Source organism: Streptomyces sp. NPDC015125 (assembly GCF_043080045.1).
Lineage (GTDB): Bacteria > Actinomycetota > Actinomycetes > Streptomycetales > Streptomycetaceae > Streptomyces.
On record NZ_JBIBVF010000015.1, the window covers coordinates 34,878 to 52,417 of the forward strand.

A 17,540-nucleotide genomic window follows, 5' to 3' on the forward strand; every position below is an offset into this window, starting at 1 on the left:
CACCTCCGGTGGTCAGGCTGGCCCTGCGGACGGGGCTGAGATGGAAGCTCAGCGCCGCGATCGCGCTCGTCGGAGCCCTGGTCGCGATCGCGCTGAGCCTTGTCGTGCACAACGCCGCCCGCCACTCCATGCTCGACAACAGCCGGGATGTGCAGATCGAGCGGCTCAACTTCACGCAGAAGATCTTCCTCTCCACCAACCGGCTGCAGTTCGGCGCGAAGATCGACGACCCGGAGCTGCCGGAGGCGCTGCGCGACGAGGTCGCCAAGAACAAGCGCGCCACCTACCTCCAGGACACCGGGCAGACCGCCCCCGATGTGTGGGCGGCCTCGCCGCTCAGCAACAACCGGGTGCTGTCCATGCACGACCGTTTCCCCGACCGCTTCGCCGTACTCGACGACCTCGACCGGGCCTTGGTCATCGGGTCGACCGCGGTGGTGGTCGGCGGCTGTGCGCTGGGGGTGCTGGTCGGCGGGCGGCTCTCCAGGCGGCTGCGCAAGGCGGCCGCGGCCGCCGGCAAGCTCGCCGACGGCGACACCGCGGTCCGGATCCGCGACGAGGTCGGCAGCGGACGGGTACGCGACGAGACCGACGATCTGGCCTTCGCCGTGGACGCCATGTCGGACGCCCTCCAGGAGCGCATCGAGGCCGAGCGACGGGTCACCGCCGATATCGCCCACGAGCTGCGCACCCCGGTCACCGGCCTGCTGACCGCCGCCGAACTGCTGCCGCCCGGCCGCCCCTCGGAACTCGTCCGCGACCGTGCGCAGGCGCTGCGCACCCTCGTCGAGGACGTCCTGGAAGTGGCCCGGCTCGACGGCCATGCGGAACGCGCCGAGCTGCAGGACGTCGTGCTCGGCGAGTTCGTCTCCCGGCGGGTGCGGGCCCTCGACCCGGGAATCACCATCGAGGTCCTCCGGGACGCCGAGGTCACCACCGACCCGCGCCGGCTGGAGCGGATCCTCGGCAATCTGATCGCCAACGCCGCCCGGCACGGCAAGCCACCGGTCGAGGTCACCGTCGAGGGGCGGGTCCTGCGGGTCCGCGATCACGGCACGGGCTTCCCCGAGGCGCTGCTGCGCGAGGGCCCCAGCCGCTTCCGCACCGGCAGCAGCGACCGGGCCGGGCGCGGCCACGGCCTGGGCCTGACCATCGCGGCCGGCCAGGCCCGCGTCCTGGGCGCCCGTCTCACCTTCCGCAACGCCGATGAGCTCACCGACGGCTCGGCGGGCGCCATCTCGGTGCTCTGGCTGCCGGAGAACGCTCCTACCAGTACGGGGAGCTTTCCGGTCCTCCACCTTCCCGATCGCTGACCGCTGCGCTTGACCCGGGGCCCAGGCAGGCGGCATTGCCTCTCCTGGCCGTTCGTCCACGGATTTCTTCGCGGGCCCCTGACATCGGGCCGGTGGATGCACGGGAGGGCCTCGCGGCACCCCCACCAGGGGTGCCACGAGAGGCAATGGTCACGACTCGCTCTCCGCCATCGCGGGTTCCTGCGGCGTCGGCGGCGCTCTAGGTGTGCAGAAAAGTCCACGGCTGCAGGTGAGCAGTGATCTTGTGCACTTCAGGCTTTATCGGTAGCTTTCAGAGCCTTTTTACGGCCAGCTTTTCTCCGCCTGTGCCGCGTACCACTACATTCCAGGCGGTGCCGTCGCCCTCGTCACCGTCCCACCACTTCACAAAGGACTGCGCCAGGTGGGCGGCTGCCGAACGGCCGTCCCCGGTGGACGGATAGTCGGTGGTCAGCTCGATGTCGTAGTCACTGCGGTGCAGCTCTACAAGGGTCAGCCTTGTGACATGCGCGGTCATCGGCCGCTTGTCGGTATCACTCAGCCAGGCATGGAAACGCTCAAGGAGATCCTGGTCGTTGCTGCGCTTGGTGACTTGGCTGCTCGGCAGGTGCTTAGCGTTTTCACTCACGCCGTCCAGGCACCCGGAGACCCAGGCTCCACGGTCGGCATCGGCCTCCTGGCCGGCGCTGAGCGCGCGTCGCGTGCAGCCACCCCAGACGACTTCACGGACCGACGAGCCTTTGCCCCCTGCGTCACGCACCGCCCGGCCCCGGTGGTAGCCGGCGGTGTAGGCGTCCTGCGCGGCCTTCTTCTTGCCTTTCGCAGGTGCATGGGTTGCCCGCTGCGATGACTTCCCCGCTGGGGGGCTGCCCGACTCGCTGCCGCATGCCGGTATGGCCAAGACGGCAAGCATGGTCGCAGCGAGCGCGAGGCGCGGGCGATGACGGGATAAGTGCATGGTGGCTCCTGCCGTGTGCGCACGGTGAGTGAGGATCTGGTGCCTACCAAGTGTTTCCTGCGGATCGCCGGCTCAGGGCCACTTCGAGCAGAATGTCCGGGACGGGCCCGACAGAACCCGAGCGGTCCGGTGCACCTCATGGATCACAGGGAAACGACTACGGCCCGCCCCCACCCACGTTCACTCACTCCACACACGGGACGGGACGGGCCGGAGGGGCCCGGTGTGTGGACTGCTTCGCTTTACGCTCCGCCTTTGCTCTTTCTTGGAGCCTTCGGAAGCAAAGCCCACACACCAGGCCCCGGAGGCCCGTCACCGCACCCACAGCCCCGCGCAGCGGACCCCGCCCGCCGCAGGCGCACCGGCGAGAAGACCCACGGCGGGACAGTCGAGAACGTGGGAATCAGACCGCCTCGGCGACCGGCACCCGGCTCTCCGAGGCCTCAGAGGCCTCGGACGACTTCGTCGGGCCGCCGCGCAACGGCACCTCCTTGAGGAACCACGCCGCCGCGAAGCCGACGATGCTGATCGCCGCGCCCCACAGGAAAACGTGATGCGTGCCGGAGGCCACCGCGTGCGCGTAGGCATCCTTGATCAGCGGCGGGAGCTTGGCCAGACCCTTCGGGTCCATCTGGGCGCCGCCGCTGGTCATCTTCTCGCCGGCCTTGCCGATCCGCTCGACCATCGTCGTCTGCACCTGGTGGGTGAAGATCGCGCCGAAGATCGCGACGCCGAAGGAGCCGCCGATCGTACGGAAGAGCGTGGCCGAGGAGGAGCCGACACCCATGTCCTTCATCTCGACGCTGTTCTGCGCGATCAGCATCGTGGTCTGCATCAGGAAGCCCATACCGGCGCCGAGCACGGCCATGAAGAGGCTGGAGGTGAAGCGGGTCGTTCCGACACCCATCAGGGAAAGCAGCACCAGACCCACGGTGAGCAGCGCGCTGCCGCCGACCACGAAGATCTTGTACTTGCCGGTCTGCGTGGTGACCCGGCCCGCGATCAGCGAGACGACCAGCAGCCCGCCCATCAGCGGCAGCAGCAGCAGACCGGAGTTGGTGGCCGACGCGCCCTGCACGGTCTGCTGGAACAGCGGCAGGAAGGTCATCGACCCGAACATCACAAAGCCGACCAGGAAGCCGATGAGCGTGATCAGCGAGAAGTTGCCATTGCGGAAGATGTGCAGCGGCAGCACCGGCTCGTTGACCCTGCGCTCCACCACCAAGAAGAGGGCGAGCGCGACCACGCCGAGGACCCCGAGGCCGATGATCTGGCCGGACAGCCAGTCGTACTCGGTGCCGCCCCAGGTGGTGATCAGCACCAGCGAGGTGATGCCGAGGGTGAGCAGCGCGGCACCGACGTAGTCGATCCGGGTCTGCGACCGCTTCTTCGGCAGCTGCAGCACCGCGGTCACCATGGCCAGCGCGATCACGCCGAGCGGCAGGTTGATGTAGAAGCTCCAGCGCCAGCCGAGGTGGTCGGTGATACTGCCACCGACCAGCGGCCCGCCGACCATGGCGACGGCCATGACACCGGCCATCATGCCCTGGTACTTGCCGCGCTCCCGCGGCGGAATCAGATCGCCGATGATCGCCATGACGCCGACCATCAGACCGCCCGCGCCCAGGCCCTGCACGGCACGGAAGCCGATCAGCTGCCCCATGTCCTGCGCCATGCCGGACAGCGCGGAGCCGATCAGGAAGAGCACGATGGACGACAGGAAGACGCCCTTGCGTCCGTACATGTCGCCGAGCTTGCCCCAGATCGGCGTCGAGGCCGCGGTGGCGAGCGTGTAGGCGGTGACGACCCAGGACAGATGCTCCATCCCGCCCAGTTCACCGACGATGGTCGGCATCGCGGTGCCGACGATCATGTTGTCCAGCATCGCGAGCAGCATCGCGATCATCAGTGCGAAGAGCACCATTCGTACGCCGGCGGGCTGCTTGCCCGAGCCGGTCTCCTGCACCGCGTCCGGTCTCCCCGACCGGTCCGCTATCCGTCCGTCCCCCGTCGGGGTCGCATGCTGCGACTTCCCCATTACTCACTCCTACTTACTTGCCGCCCGGCTAGTTCAGTACAGTGAGGAAGGTAGGCGGCCAGCTAGCCGGGCGTCAAGTAAGTTTCTCCGGAGCCCGGCTGGGCAGCCCTCTGACCAGTACCGACGACGCAGGAGAGCACCGTGAGCACACAGGCGCGCAGGGGAAACACCCGCCAGCGCATTCAGGACGTCGCTCTGGAGCTGTTCTCCGAACAGGGCTACGACAAGACCTCACTGCGCGAGATCGCCGAAAAGCTGGAAGTCACGAAGGCGGCGCTGTACTACCACTTCAAGACCAAGGAAGACATCGTCATCAGCCTGTTCCAGGACCTGGGCAGGCCCATCGACGAGCTGATCGCCTGGGCCGAGGAGCAGCCGCGCACCCTGGAGACCAAGCAGGAGCTGATCCGCCGCTACAGCGAATCGCTGCGCTTGGCCGAGCCCCTCTTCCGTTTTATGCAGGAGAACCAGGCGGCGGTGCGCGATCTGAGCATCGGCGAGACGTTCAAATCGCGCATGCTGACCCTCTTCGGCCTCCTCAAGGAGCCCGAATCGGAGCTGACGGATCAGGTGCGCTGCATCACGGCGCTGTTCTCCATGCATGCGGGCATGTTCGCGATGCAGCACGTGGAAGGCGACCCCGAGGAGAAGCGCAAGGCCATCCTCGAGGTCGCCACAGAACTGGTCACGGCGGCAAACCCGCCGAACCGCCGGCCAGCCCGGCCGGACTCAGCTCAGACGGCATCGCCGTGAGCCCGCAGGAATCCGGTCGGCTCGACGCCCGTCCCGTAGTCGGGACCGGTGCGGACCTCGAAGTGCAGGTGGGGACCGGTGGAGTTACCGGTGCTGCCCGACAGGCCGACCTGCTGGCCGGTGCCGACCTGCTGGCCGACCCGGACCTGGATCTGTGACAGGTGCGCGTACTGGGTGTACGTGCCGTTCTCGTGCTGGATCACAATGGCGTTGCCGTACGCCGGGCCGTCACCGCCACCCCAGGGGCCGGCCTTGACGACGGTGCCCTTGTGGACGGCCTTGACCGCGGTGCCGGTCGGCACGACGAAGTCCTGACCACTGTGCTTGTGCGACCAGTGGCTGCCGGCGATACCGAAGGGCTCGCCCAGGGTGTACTTGTCGACCGGCTTGACCCAGGCGTCGGCCTTCTTGGCCGCGTCCTGCTTGGCCTTGACGGCGGCGGCCTTCGCGGCGGCGGCGGACTTCGCCTGCGCGTCGGCCTGCGCGGTCACGGTCGAACCGACACCCGAGGTGAGGTTCTGCAGACCTGCGTCGGCGGCGGTCGCAATACCGGCACCCAGTGCGGCGGTAACACCGACACCGGCGGCGACAACGGCGACGCGATTGCGCAGAGCGGACTTCTTCGAATTGCGGAGAGCAGCGAACTTGGACATGCGGGTTTTCCTCCAGTGAATTGATTGGTTACCCGGCTGCGGACCGGGATCGCCATTCCTTGGTAACCCGCCTTCGCCGCCCCGCCAAGGGGCCTTTCTACTAACCCGGCCCGTACCAGGAGCCGAGTGAGCGAGGCCCTTGCGTGCCCCTCCGAGCTCTGCGCGAAACCCCCAAATCCGGACATCTCGCAGTGCTTCGTGGGCCCGACACCCACCCCTTGAACAGGTATTTTCGCCATATGTCGCACGGGCGACGCGCACCCCGCCCCACCCGCCCCCCACGCCCCGCACTTCTCGGCACCTTCACCCCCGCACCTCCGCCGCGCACTTCCCCTAATTCTTTTAGTAGGCCCCGAATCGGCTGTGCGCCATGTCACCGATAACCAAGATCCAACCCTCTTTCGCACCCCTATCGGGCCCCGATTCGCCCCCTGGAACCTTTGCGGAACGCGCCGCCCGGTCCTTTGTGACGCCGGTTACCCGGACTTTGTGACCCGGATTACCCGGCCTTTGTGACCTGAGTTACCCGGTATGGGTGACCTGGGTTACCCGTGCCCGCCGAATGTCCGAATTGGAGGGGAATGCGGCGCCGATTTCCGTGACCGCCGCCACACCGCTCCCCCTTGGTGCGAACCTGGCCGATCCCCGCCCGCCGCCCCTCCGTCCGCTCTAGCCTGGCCCGACGGCAGCACCGGCCAGGGGGAGGGCGGACCCGCGATGGACCCGTCAGCAGTGGGCGTCCGACTCGCCTCCGGCGTGGTCGCCCCGCTCGTCAAGAAGCTCTTCGTCAAGGACGGGCCCGGCGCCGGCCTGGTGGACGGGCCGGTACGGATATCCGGGCTGGTCACCTTCAAGGGCGAGAAGCGGACCCTCACCGACAAGGACCTGCACAAGCTCGCGAGGGAGCTGGTGAACCGGGCCGTACGGTCCGCCGGCCCCAGTCTGGACTTCCTCACGGAGTTTCCCGCGCTGCGCTCCCTGACGCTGGTGGACTGCCCCGGGATCGGCAGCCTCGCCCCACTCGCCGGAATGGCGTTGACCGCGCTGTCGGTCACGGCACGGGACCGCGTCGGGGTGCGCTGCCCGGACGGACTGCACCTGCTGGCGCACCTCCGCCACCTGGGCCTCCTCGCCCCCCTGCCGCCGGCGGGGCTGCGGGCGCTGCCGGCGGATGCCCCGCTGGACTCGCTGTTGCTCGGCCACCCGGTCGAGACCGGGTTCTCCGCGCTCCGCCACTGGCAGCAGCTCAGCACCCTGCAACTGCGGAGTCTCACCGGAGCGTTCACCGACGAGGGCTGGGAAACCCTGGCGCAGCTGCCCGTCCTGGAGGAGTTCGTGTTCGGCCGGGCGGCCGGGGAGACCGCCCTGCGGATCCCGGCGGGCCTCCGGCTGCCGCAGGTGACGACGCTGAGCGCCATCAACACCGCGCACGGCCCGCTCGCCGACCTGAGCCGTTCCCTACGCGCGGCCCTCCCGGCGTTCCCCGCCCTCCGCACACTCCGGCTCTACGGCCTCACCGGCGGCACCGTCGCACTGCCGCCCCTGACCGGCCTGCCCGAGCTGCGGAAAGTGTTCCTCTCCTACCTGCGCCCGGAGCCTGCCCCCGAACTCCCGCCCCACGTCGAACTCACCCGCTTCCCCCGCCCCCGCGCATAGGCTGGCGGATGCGAGGTCAACGCCCCCGCCCGGAACCGCTGTTACGGGAAGCATCCATGGATCCCACGACTTGTGCCGCACGCCTCACCCCGCAGACCGTCGACCCACTGATCCGCAGGCTCTTCCACACCGCCGGGCCGGCCGCCGCCCCGGCCGACCGTCCGGTGCCGCTGGCCCGCCTGGTGTCGTTCACCGGTGAGAAGCCCGCCCTGAGCGAGGCGGAGCTGTCCGGCATCGCCACCGCCCTCGTCGAACGGGCCACCGGTAGGGCGAGGGGCGGTGCGCAGCAGGCGCTGGTCACAGCCGTCGCCCGTACGCTCCGCGCGCTCGCCGACACCGGCCTGGACGACGTGGACGCGGTCCGGCTGCTGCCCGCCGCGTTCGCCCGCCGTCTGAGCGCGGCGGCGTCCGGTGCCACCGAGCACCTGGACCACGACGACGTCCGGCTCCACGGCCTGCTGATGGACGTCGTGGCGCGGCACGTTCTGTACCTCCTCAGCCGGCGGTCGGGGTACGTCGCCCGCACCCTGGTCGAGCAGACCCGTACCCTCGCCAAGCTGGTCCACGGGCCACAGGCCGGTGCTCCACAGGCCGGTGCTCCACAGGCCGGTGCTCCACAGGCCGGTGCCCCGCAGGCCGGGCCGGGCACTGCCGCCCCCTTACGGTCACCCCGCACCGCCGAGACCCCCACCATCCCGGGACCCACCGCACACGGCCTCGCCACCACCCCCGACCCCGCCCCCGTCGACACCACGGACCAGGACACCGCCTTCGAAGCCCGCTACGCGCAGGCCACCGCCGCCCTCCACAACCACCTCACGATCTTCGGCATCGATCTTGCGCACTCCCCCGACAGCTGGCCGCTGGACGCCGCCTATCTGGGGCTGGAGTGCGAGCCCGGTCCGCAGGATGCCGATGCCGCGGGGCAGGACGACCCTCCGCTGCCCGCCGAGCAGGCGCTGTCGGGCCGCGGCCAAGTGCTGGTGCGCGGGGTGGCCGGGTCGGGCAAGACGACGCTGTTGCAGTGGCTGGCGGTCGCCGCCGCCCGCGACGATCTGCCGGAGGCGCTGGCGGGGCTGCGCGGCCGGGTGCCGTTCCTGCTGCCCGTACGGCGCTTCGCCCGGGAGGGGGTGCCCTCCCCCGCCACCTTCCTGCGCGCCGCCGGCTACCAGGAGGCCGGGGCGGCGCCGGACGGCTGGACGGAGCGGGTGCTCGGCGCGGGCCGCGCGCTGCTGCTGATCGACGGGATCGACGAGGCGCCCGAGAGCGATCGCGAGCAGGTGCGCCGCAAGCTCCGGGAGTGGACCCTGCGCTATCCCGGCAACGTCTGGATCGTCACCTCCCGGCCGTCCGCCGTCCCCGGGAACTGGCTGGCCGAGGAGGGGTTCAGCGAGCTGTCGCTGGCCCCGATGAACCGCGAGGACGTCGCCGCGTTCATCCAGCGCTGGCACCGGGCCGCGGCCCAGCAGAGCCCGGCCGATCTCGACCGGCTCGGCCATTACGAGCGGACCCTCCTCAATGCCGTACGGATCACCCGCGATCTGGGGCGGCTGGCGACCAATCCGCTGATGTGCGGCCTGCTGTGCGCGCTGCACCGCGACCGCCGGGGCTATCTGCCCAACGGCCGCAAGGAGCTCTATGACGCGGCACTGTCGATGCTGCTGGAGCGCCGGGACCGGGAGCGGGCCATGGCGGCCACCGACGGGGTCGAGCTGACCCGGCAGCCAAAGATCCAGCTGCTGCAGAAGCTGGCCCACTGGATGCTGGTCAACGGCCGCTCGGAAATGGACCGGGCGACCGCGGTCGGCACCCTCGCCCGGCATCTGCCGGCGATCCCGGACGCGGCCCGCCAGGGCGGACCGCAGGAGGTCTTCCGGCATCTGCTCAACCGCACGGGGCTGCTGCGCGAGCCCACCCCCGGCACCGTCGACTTCGTGCACCGCACCTTCCAGGACTATCTCGCCGCCCGGGCGACGGTGCAGCGGCACGATTTCCGGCTGCTGCTCGACCATGCCCACCACGACGACTGGGAGGACGTCATCCGGATGGCCGTGGCCCTGGCCCGTCCCGATGAGTGCGCGGCCCTCCTGGACGGGCTGCTCGCCCCGCACCCCGGCGTACGGGCCGCCGAGGCCCGGCACCGCAAGCTGCTCGCGGCAGCCTGTCTGGAACACGCCACCGAGCTGGACCCGGCGGTCCGGGCGCGGGTGCAGCGCTTCACCCGCGACATGGTGCGGCCCAGTACCCCGTCCGCGGCCCGAGCCCTGGGCTGGATAGGGCCGATCGTGCTGGAGCTGCTCCCCGACCCCGCCCAGGTCTGTGATCGCGAGGCCTATCTCCTCGCGATCACCGCCACCTCGATCGCCGACGATATGGCGATCGACTATCTGACGGGCCTGCGCGACCGGGCGCATCACGAGGTGCGGGCGCAGCTCGCCGGAGCGTGGCGGCACCATGACACCGCCCGCTACGCCCGCGAGATCATCGCCCACCTCGAACCGGCCGAGCTGTACTTTCCGGTCTGTGACCTGGCGGAGCTCCATGCGCTGCGCCGGCTGGGCGGGCGCCCGCAGCTGCGGATCGCCGGGCCTTTCACCCCCGACCAACTCATCGAGGGCATCGCCCCGGCCGAGGGCCTGACCCGGTTGTGGCTCGCTTATGACCTCGGCGTATCGATGGAGTGGCTGTCCGTCTTTCCGAAACTGGACACCCTGCGCATCGGCCGTCGTATTCCGCCGGTGCGAGGTGTTCCCGAGGGAATACGCATCGTGCAGATGTAAGGGGCGGGCGTCGGGGACGTTGTCCAGAAACGGCCGAAAATGACCTAGCAATTACGGGGCTGAATTTCTCCGCCGCATACGGCACTGCCCCGGAACCGTAAGAAACGATTCCGGGGCAGTGCCGTATGCGGGATATACGCGGTGCCGCTCAGGCGTCCTTGCTCAGGTTCGGACCCGAACCGCCGGTCGCGGACTCGATCGGCGGGGCGTCGGGCAGAGCCGACTTCTCCTCGCCGCGGAAGGTGAACTTGGCGGTGTCACCCTCGCCCTCGACATCGACGACCACGATGTGGCCCGGACGCAGCTCGCTGAAGAGGATCTTCTCCGAGAGGGCGTCCTCGATTTCGCGCTGGATCGTGCGGCGCAGCGGACGGGCGCCGAGCACCGGGTCGTACCCGCGCTTGGCCAGCAGCGACTTGGCCTCGCTGCTGAGCTCGATGCCCATGTCGCGGTCCTTGAGCCGCTCGTCCACCTTGGCGATCATGAGGTCGACGATCTGGATGATGTCTTCCTCGGTCAGCTGGTGGAAGACGACGGTGTCGTCGACACGGTTGAGGAACTCGGGGCGGAAGTGCTGCTTGAGCTCTTCGTTGACCTTGTTCTTCATCCGCTCGTAGCTGGACTTGGTGTCGCCCTGGGCCGCGAAGCCGAGGTTGAAGCCCTTGGAGATGTCCCGGGTGCCGAGGTTGGTCGTCATGATGATGACCGTGTTCTTGAAGTCCACGACCCGGCCCTGGGAGTCGGTCAGGCGACCGTCCTCCAGGATCTGCAGCAGCGAGTTGAAGATGTCCGGGTGGGCCTTCTCGACCTCGTCGAAGAGCACCACGGAGAACGGCTTGCGGCGCACCTTCTCGGTGAGCTGACCGCCCTCTTCGTAGCCGACGTAGCCGGGAGGCGAACCGAACAGCCGCGAGACCGTGTGCTTCTCGCTGAACTCCGACATGTCGAGGGAGATCAGCGCGTCCTCGTCGCCGAACAGGAACTCCGCCAGCGTCTTGGACAGCTCCGTCTTACCCACACCGGACGGACCGGCGAAGATGAACGAGCCGCCGGGACGCTTGGGGTCCTTCAGGCCGGCACGGGTACGGCGGATGGCCTGGGAGAGCGCCTTGATGGCGTCCTTCTGGCCGATGACGCGCTTGTGCAGCTCGTCTTCCATCCGCAGCAGCCGGGAGGACTCCTCCTCGGTGAGCTTGAAGACCGGGATGCCGGTGGCCGTCGCCAGAACCTCGGCGATCAGCTCCTCGTCCACCTCGGCGACGACGTCCATGTCGCCGGCCTTCCACTCCTTCTCCCGCTTCGCCTTCGCGGCCAGGAGCTGCTTCTCCTTGTCGCGCAGGCCCGCGGCCATCTCGAAGTCCTGCGAGTCGATCGCGGACTCCTTCTCCCGGCGCACATCGGCGATCTTCTCGTCGAATTCGCGCAGGTCCGGCGGCGCGGTCATCCGGCGGATCCGCATCCGGGAGCCGGCCTCGTCGATCAGGTCGATCGCCTTGTCCGGCAGGAAGCGGTCGGAGATGTAACGGTCGGCGAGGGTGGCCGCCGCGACCAGCGCGGAGTCCGTGATGGACACGCGGTGGTGCGCTTCGTAGCGGTCCCGCAGACCCTTGAGGATCTCGATGGTGTGCGGCAGCGACGGCTCCGCGACCTGGATCGGCTGGAAGCGGCGCTCCAGGGCCGCGTCCTTCTCCAGGTGCTTGCGGTACTCGTCGAGCGTGGTGGCACCGATGGTCTGCAGCTCGCCTCGCGCCAGCATGGGCTTGAGGATGCTCGCGGCGTCGATCGCGCCCTCGGCGGCGCCCGCACCCACCAGGGTGTGGAGCTCGTCGATGAACAGGATGATGTCGCCGCGGGTGCGGATCTCCTTGAGCACCTTCTTCAGGCGCTCTTCGAAGTCGCCCCTGTAGCGGGAGCCGGCGACCAGGGCACCGAGGTCGAGGGTGTAGAGGTGCTTGTCCTTGAGGGTCTCGGGCACCTCGCCCTTGACGATGGCCTGCGCCAGGCCCTCGACGACCGCCGTCTTGCCGACGCCGGGCTCGCCGATGAGGACCGGGTTGTTCTTGGTACGGCGGGACAGGACCTGCATGACCCGCTCGATTTCCTTCTCGCGCCCGATGACCGGGTCGAGCTTGGTCTCGCGAGCGGCCTGCGTCAGGTTGCGGCCGAACTGGTCCAGGACGAGGGACGTCGAGGGAGTGCCCTCGGCGGGGCCGCCGGCCGTGGCGGCTTCCTTGCCCTGGTAGCCGGACAGCAGCTGGATGACCTGCTGCCGCACCCGGTTGAGATCGGCGCCCAGCTTCACCAGGACCTGGGCGGCGACGCCCTCGCCCTCGCGGATCAGGCCGAGCAGGATGTGCTCCGTACCGATGTAGTTGTGGCCGAGCTGGAGGGCCTCGCGGAGCGAGAGCTCCAGGACCTTCTTGGCACGGGGGGTGAAGGGGATGTGCCCGGACGGGGCCTGCTGGCCCTGCCCGATGATCTCCTCCACCTGCTGGCGGACCGCCTCGAGCGAAATCCCGAGGCTCTCCAGGGCCTTAGCGGCGACACCCTCACCCTCATGGATCAGGCCCAGGAGGATGTGCTCGGTGCCGATGTAGTTGTGGTTGAGCATCCGGGCTTCTTCCTGAGCCAGGACGACAACCCGCCGCGCACGGTCGGTGAACCTCTCGAACATCGTTAATCGCTCCTCAGAGCGGTCAGGCAGTTAGGGGTCGGTCCCCTCCCTGTCCTTCCGCATGCTAGTCCCGCGGGGCGGGACAGCTCATTCCAACTGCCGACACCCGTCCGGATCACCCCCGCTCCGGCGGGGAAATTTACTGCCGAACAGCTGACATCTGCTCCAACTCGATGGTGCGAGACGATGTTCCCGCAGGCCAGGCATATACGCCCTCTGCCACTACGCCCGTGGCGAACGCGCCCTGTACCGACACGCCGCCCGCCGCCGGCCGTCAGCCGGGGAGAAGCGCCTCGGGCGCCGGTCACACCGTCTCTTCCCACTGAGACTGTCTTACCCGCAGGCACTGACACTCCATGCGGCGCGGGGCCCTTCCATCCGCTACGGGCGAACATCCGCACGCCACCGGATACCCCCTCGCGCCCCCCCGTCCGGGCACGGTACGCATCCGAGCCTCCACTCAGCGTAACTTCCCGGGTTTCCGGGAGTTGCACCGGGCATGGCTCGCGTGCTTCCGCGCCCCCGCAGTCCCCTCGCCCCCCGCACCTCGGTTCGCCGCCGGTACGAGGAGGAGCTGGGCTGGCCGACCACCGGCACGGAGCCGGTGGAGCTGCTGACGGGGCTGCGCTTCGATGTCCTGGAGATGCCGGCCGATGCGGGAAGTGCCGTATTGCGGCGGCTGCCGCGCACCGGCCCCGTGGCGCTCCTTCGGGCCCGATGCGACGGGAAACACCCGGGTGATCGGCCGAAATTGCTCATGCTCATCGCGGCCGGTGGCGCGGAAGAACTTCCGGGAATCCTGGAATGGCTGGAGTGGGGCGCACTCGCAGCGGATCTCACGACGCGGGGGACCGGCGACCGGATGCCGGCACCGGCGTTCCCCGGCGGCGCAGCACCGTCATACGGATTTGGCTCTCGGGAGGCCGCGAGTTGGGTGCGGCCTCCCCGGCCCGGGTACGAGGCGGAGAATTCCCTGCCCACCACGGGGTTCGGGGCAGGAATCGGGGACGTTGGCGGCGCCCCCGACCTCGTACGGCTCGTGAGCGCGGCAGCGACCGAGTGCCACCGTGCCCGGTTGTGGCGTGCTCGTAATGCCCAATCGGACCGCGAGTGCGGCGATCAGCCGTTGGCCTTCTCGAATGCCTCACGAATGTCGGCGGGGACGCGGCCACGGTCATTGACGTTGTAGCCGTTCTCCTTCGCCCAGGCGCGGATCTTCGCAGTGTCCTGGCTGCCGCCGGAAGCCACGGCACGCGACTTGCCACGGCCCGAAGAAGCGCGGCCACCGGTACGACGGCCCGCCTTCACGAAGTCGGCAAGCGAGTCGCGCAGCTTCTGGGCGTTGCTGCCGGAGAGGTCGATCTCGTAGGACTTGCCGTCGAGAGCGAACGTCACCGTCTCGTCCGCCTCGCCACCGTTGAGGTCATCGACAAGAAGAACCTGAACCTTCTGTGCCACCGGTTTCCCTTTCATCGAATGCGGATTACGACGGAAAGCAAACCGCTTTTCCGGGAAAAACACAAACCCTTGGGTAGGGTTCACTTGGCCGCAGACCGGGGAACGCATGCTTCCGTAGCCATGAGATAGGGGAGCGATTCGGACATAGAACACTCATCACAGGTGCAGAAGCATCCGACTGTTACCCAGGGTGTTGGGCTTCACTCGTTCGAGCCCCAGGAACTCCGCAACACCCTCGTCATAGGAACGCAGCAGCTCGCTGTAGACATCACCGTCTACCGGAGCTTCGCCGATCTCCACGAAGCCGTGCTTGGTGAAGAAGTCGACTTCGAAGGTGAGACAGAAAATGCGCCGCACTCCGAGCCAGCTCGCCGTGCGCAGCAGCTTGTCCAGGACTTGGTGGCCGACGCCCGATCCCTTCAGCCGCGGATCCACGGCCAGGGTACGGACCTCCGCGAGGTCTTCCCACATGATGTGGAGCGCTCCGCAGCCGACTACCTCGGCGTCTTCGTCGCGCTCCGCCACCCAGAACTCCTGGATGTCCTCGTAAAGCGTGACGGTGGCTTTGTCGAGCAGGATCCCGTCACGTGAGTAGGCATCGATGAGGCGGCGTACGGCCGGCACATCGGCGGTCCTGGCACGGCGGACGGTGAGGCCTTTTGAATCCGGAGGCATGCCGGGACGCTATCGCCCGTTGCCGGTGGCACTCGCCCCGGGTTCATCCCCTTCGGCCGATCCGGCTTCGCCGGCGCCTTCCGATGCCGCTGCTGCGCCTTCTTCCGCGGGCGCGGTCTCTTCGGGCCGCTGTGCCTGTTGTTCCGCGTCTTCCGCCGGTGCGTCGACTTGCACCATCCGTACGGCGTCACGCAGGGCATGCCGCTGTTCCGGGGACATCATGCCGAAGAAGGCCACAAGAGCGGCCGCGGGGTTGTCACTGGCGGACCACGCCTCGTTCATCAGTGCGGCCGCGTAGGCGGCGCGAGTGGAGACCGCCTCATATCGATAGGCGCGGCCTTCGGCTTCGCGGCGCACCCAGCCCTTCTGGTGGAGGTTGTCCAATACGGTCATGACCGTGGTGTAGGCGATCGACCGTTCCTTCTGCAGGTCTTCCAGGACTTCTCGAACGGTGACCGGGCGGTTCCACTCCCAGACCCGCGTCATGACCGCGTCTTCCAGATCACCCAAGCGTCTCGGCACACAAGAACAATAGTGGGAGATGTCGCGAATGCCCGTTGATCTTGTTGCGTTTGGGCCGGAAAAGGAGGCACGGCCCGGGAGGATCCCTCCCGGGCCGTGCGGTGCGTGCGGGCCGCCGAAAGGGCGGCGGGCGGCTCAGGCGCCGTGCGCCGTGGGCTCCTGGCCGGCGGATTCGGTGCGGGACAGCACGGCGTCCACGGCGGCGTCCTCCTTGGCCTTGTTCGCCCCGCCCTGGCTCTTGACGATCGTCACGATCAGGGCGGTGAAGGCCACGGCCATCACCACGGGCGGGAGCAGCGCTGCGACGTAATCCATGGCGTTCGGCCTCCTTTGGGGCGGGGAGTCCAGAGTACGCAGCCCTCAGGCGGTGCGGCTCTCGGGGGGCCGGGCGGGCCTGCGGCGCGGCGGGAACACCTCACCCGGGGTGGGGATCGGCCGGTCCCGCCGTGGAGCCTTCGGCTGCGGCGACGGCGCGGGCTCCGGTTTGCGCTCCGGCTCGGGCTCCCGCTCGGGCTCCCGCCCGCTGCGGGCGCCCGATCGGCCGCCCGGCAGTGCGCGGAGCCGGGTCCGCACGGAGTGTTCGGCCAACTGCTCGCAGTGCCGCAGGAGGGTGCCGCGGCGTGCGCGCTCGGCCGGGCCGACGGGCCGTGCGGCCAGCGAGCGCAGGGCGGCGAGGTCGTCGGGGCCGGGGACATGGCCGGCTGCCAGCGCCTCGGTCAGCTGCGCGAGGTAGCCGGCGGCCGAGCCGGGCAGGGCTTCGCGGTACCGGGCGAGGTCGGCGAGCAGGAAGGCGCGCAGCCGGCCGCCTTCGCGGACCGCCTCGTCGACCGCCTCGGCCAGCCGGAGATATTCCTGGATGTCCTGTGACCACTCGGAGCCGAGGGCGCCGAGCGGAGCGGGGTGGGACGTCGTCTGCAGGGCATGGGCGAGGGCGCGACGGAGCACACGCAACTCATCGGCGCTGAACGCCATGCCGCCGCGGGTTCCGTTTGGCATTGGCATGTGGCGACTTTACGACCGTTTTCGACAAAAGCCGCTTAATTCGTGAACGGTGGCGCGGCCGCGAGCCGCACCACCGCGCACCCGGCGCCGGAGAGGGCTCCGCGGGCCGGGCGACGTTCTGCACGGACCGGCCGCTCATGCCCCGGCGCCGCCGGGCCACAGCCGGGCGAGGCGCGTCTACGACCGGGCACCGAGCGTTTACGACCGGGCGATGTTCCGCTCGTAGACCAGCCGCAGCCCGATGAGGGTGAGCCACGGCTCGTGCGCGTCGATCACCGACGACTCACCGAGCACCATCGGCGCCAGCCCGCCGGTGGCGATCACGGTCACCTCGTCCGGGTCCTCGGCCAGCTCGCGCGCCATCCGCTGCACCACACCGTCGACCTGGCCCGTGAAGCCGTAGAGGATGCCGGACTGCATGGCCTCCACGGTGTTCTTGCCGATGACGCTGCGCGGCCGGGCCAGTTCGATCTTGCGGAGCTGAGCGCCCTTGACGCCCAGCGCGTCCACGGAGATCTCGATGCCCGGAGCGATCACGCCACCGACGTACTCGCCGCGCGCACTGACCGCGTCGAAGGTGGTGGCCGTGCCGAAGTCGACGACCACCGCGGGGCCGCCGTAGAGCTCGACGGCCGCCAGGGCGTTGATGATCCGGTCGGCGCCGACCTCCTTCGGGTTGTCCATGAGGATCGGCACGCCCGTCTTGACGCCCGGCTCCACCAGGACGGCCGGCACATCGCCGTAGTAGCGGCGGGTCACCTCGCGCAGCTCGTGCAGAACCGAGGGGACCGTGGAGCAGATGGAGATGCCCTCGATGCCGTCGCCCAGGTCGTCGCCGAGCAGTGGGTGCATGCCCATCAGGCCCTGGAGGAGGACGGCGAGCTCGTCGGCGGTGCGCCGGGCGTCGGTGGAGATCCGCCAGTGCTCGACGATCTCCTCGCCGTCGAAGAGGCCGAGCACGGTGTGGGTGTTTCCTACGTCGATGGTCAGCAGCATGCTCCGCACCGCCTCCGGGTCACGTCATGCACGAAGGGCTCGCCGCCCGGGGTGGCGGGTGGGGCGACGGGTGGGCGTGGGTT

Annotated in this window: 14 protein-coding genes and 1 pseudogene; 5 read left to right on the plus strand and 10 right to left on the minus strand. The window is 69.2% G+C overall.

All coding sequences use genetic code 11. The annotated features are described in order from the left end of the window. Positions 1–8 precede the first annotated feature (8 nt). The gene (gene cseC / locus ACF088_RS26935; protein ID WP_392378410.1) at positions 9–1,313 is read left to right on the plus strand and encodes a two-component system sensor histidine kinase CseC; all 1,305 of its coding nucleotides are present in this window, start codon (positions 9–11) and stop codon (positions 1,311–1,313) included. Between the two features lie 271 nt (positions 1,314–1,584). Here cseC and ACF088_RS26940 read toward each other — a convergent pair whose 3' ends face one another. Then, a complete protein-coding gene (locus tag ACF088_RS26940; RefSeq protein ID WP_392378411.1) occupies positions 1,585–2,250 on the minus strand; it encodes a hypothetical protein in 666 nt (221 codons plus the stop codon). A gap of 403 nt (positions 2,251–2,653) precedes the next feature. Beyond that, positions 2,654–4,288, minus strand: coding sequence for an MDR family MFS transporter (locus tag ACF088_RS26945; RefSeq protein WP_392378412.1), 1,635 nt, complete (start codon positions 4,286–4,288; stop codon positions 2,654–2,656). 141 nt (positions 4,289–4,429) lie between these two features. Between ACF088_RS26945 and ACF088_RS26950 the strand changes: the two genes are divergently transcribed. Continuing rightward, a complete protein-coding gene (locus ACF088_RS26950) occupies positions 4,430–5,041 on the plus strand; it encodes a TetR/AcrR family transcriptional regulator (protein WP_392378413.1) in 612 nt (203 codons plus the stop codon). On the opposite strand, the gene ACF088_RS26955 is transcribed toward ACF088_RS26950, so the two are convergent. Beyond that, positions 5,023–5,694 carry a M23 family metallopeptidase gene (locus ACF088_RS26955; protein WP_392378414.1) on the minus strand — a complete coding sequence of 224 codons (672 nt, stop codon included), beginning with the start codon at positions 5,692–5,694 and terminating at the stop codon, positions 5,023–5,025. The two genes, ACF088_RS26950 and ACF088_RS26955, sit on opposite strands and share 19 nt — an antisense overlap. A gap of 717 nt (positions 5,695–6,411) precedes the next feature. On the opposite strand from ACF088_RS26955, the pseudogene ACF088_RS26960 reads away from it, so the two are divergent. Beyond that, positions 6,412–6,636: pseudogene (locus ACF088_RS26960) on the plus strand (ATP-binding protein); the annotation flags it as partial. Between the two features lie 770 nt (positions 6,637–7,406). Then, a complete protein-coding gene (locus tag ACF088_RS26965) occupies positions 7,407–10,130 on the plus strand; it encodes an NACHT domain-containing protein (protein ID WP_392378415.1) in 2,724 nt (907 codons plus the stop codon). Positions 10,131–10,278: 148 nt separating this feature from the next. On the opposite strand, the gene ACF088_RS26970 is transcribed toward ACF088_RS26965, so the two are convergent. After that, a complete protein-coding gene (locus ACF088_RS26970) occupies positions 10,279–12,804 on the minus strand; it encodes an ATP-dependent Clp protease ATP-binding subunit (RefSeq protein ID WP_362610560.1) in 2,526 nt (841 codons plus the stop codon). A 499-nt stretch (positions 12,805–13,303) separates the two neighbouring features. Between ACF088_RS26970 and ACF088_RS26975 the strand changes: the two genes are divergently transcribed. Continuing rightward, positions 13,304–13,993: an SCO3374 family protein gene (locus tag ACF088_RS26975; RefSeq protein WP_392378417.1), complete on the plus strand. Its 690-nt coding sequence runs from the start codon at positions 13,304–13,306 to the stop codon at positions 13,991–13,993. Here the strand turns inward: ACF088_RS26975 and ACF088_RS26980 are convergent. From ACF088_RS26980 to ACF088_RS27005, 6 genes are all read right to left on the minus strand, one after another. Then, positions 13,924–14,262, minus strand: coding sequence for an Lsr2 family protein (locus tag ACF088_RS26980; RefSeq protein ID WP_392378566.1), 339 nt, complete (start codon positions 14,260–14,262; stop codon positions 13,924–13,926). The two genes, ACF088_RS26975 and ACF088_RS26980, sit on opposite strands and share 70 nt — an antisense overlap. 156 nt (positions 14,263–14,418) lie before the next feature. Then, the gene (locus ACF088_RS26985) at positions 14,419–14,937 is read right to left on the minus strand and encodes an amino-acid N-acetyltransferase (RefSeq protein ID WP_392378418.1); all 519 of its coding nucleotides are present in this window, start codon (positions 14,935–14,937) and stop codon (positions 14,419–14,421) included. Between the two features lie 9 nt (positions 14,938–14,946). After that, complete coding sequence (locus ACF088_RS26990) at positions 14,947–15,423, minus strand: BlaI/MecI/CopY family transcriptional regulator (RefSeq protein ID WP_392378567.1); 477 nt, start codon at positions 15,421–15,423, stop codon at positions 14,947–14,949. A 171-nt stretch (positions 15,424–15,594) separates the two neighbouring features. Beyond that, entirely contained in the window at positions 15,595–15,774 is a 180-nt protein-coding gene (locus tag ACF088_RS26995; protein WP_392378420.1) for a hypothetical protein, read from the minus strand. Between the two features lie 45 nt (positions 15,775–15,819). Then, positions 15,820–16,431, minus strand: a complete 612-nt coding sequence (locus tag ACF088_RS27000) for a hypothetical protein (RefSeq protein WP_392378568.1) — start codon at positions 16,429–16,431, stop codon at positions 15,820–15,822. Between the two features lie 228 nt (positions 16,432–16,659). Then, positions 16,660–17,457, minus strand: a complete 798-nt coding sequence (locus tag ACF088_RS27005; RefSeq protein WP_030081646.1) for a type III pantothenate kinase — start codon at positions 17,455–17,457, stop codon at positions 16,660–16,662. Positions 17,458–17,540: the final 83 nt, after the last annotated feature.

What these genes read in the sequence shown, in the direction of transcription:
- ACF088_RS26965 (WP_392378415.1), top strand. Translation starts at nt 7,407, where the DNA reads ATGGATCCCACGACTTGTGCCGCACGCCTCACCCCGCAGACCGTCGAC.
- ACF088_RS27005 (WP_030081646.1), bottom strand. Translation starts at nt 17,457, where the DNA reads ATGCTGCTGACCATCGACGTAGGAAACACCCACACCGTGCTCGGCCTC.
- ACF088_RS27000 (WP_392378568.1), bottom strand. Translation starts at nt 16,431, where the DNA reads ATGGCGTTCAGCGCCGATGAGTTGCGTGTGCTCCGTCGCGCCCTCGCC.
- ACF088_RS26945 (WP_392378412.1), bottom strand. Translation starts at nt 4,288, where the DNA reads ATGGGGAAGTCGCAGCATGCGACCCCGACGGGGGACGGACGGATAGCG.
- ACF088_RS26990 (WP_392378567.1), bottom strand. Translation starts at nt 15,423, where the DNA reads ATGACGCGGGTCTGGGAGTGGAACCGCCCGGTCACCGTTCGAGAAGTC.
- ACF088_RS26985 (WP_392378418.1), bottom strand. Translation starts at nt 14,937, where the DNA reads ATGCCTCCGGATTCAAAAGGCCTCACCGTCCGCCGTGCCAGGACCGCC.
- ACF088_RS26970 (WP_362610560.1), bottom strand. Translation starts at nt 12,804, where the DNA reads ATGTTCGAGAGGTTCACCGACCGTGCGCGGCGGGTTGTCGTCCTGGCT.
- ACF088_RS26940 (WP_392378411.1), bottom strand. Translation starts at nt 2,250, where the DNA reads ATGCACTTATCCCGTCATCGCCCGCGCCTCGCGCTCGCTGCGACCATG.
- ACF088_RS26995 (WP_392378420.1), bottom strand. Translation starts at nt 15,774, where the DNA reads ATGGATTACGTCGCAGCGCTGCTCCCGCCCGTGGTGATGGCCGTGGCC.
- ACF088_RS26955 (WP_392378414.1), bottom strand. Translation starts at nt 5,694, where the DNA reads ATGTCCAAGTTCGCTGCTCTCCGCAATTCGAAGAAGTCCGCTCTGCGC.
- ACF088_RS26975 (WP_392378417.1), top strand. Translation starts at nt 13,304, where the DNA reads ATGGCTCGCGTGCTTCCGCGCCCCCGCAGTCCCCTCGCCCCCCGCACC.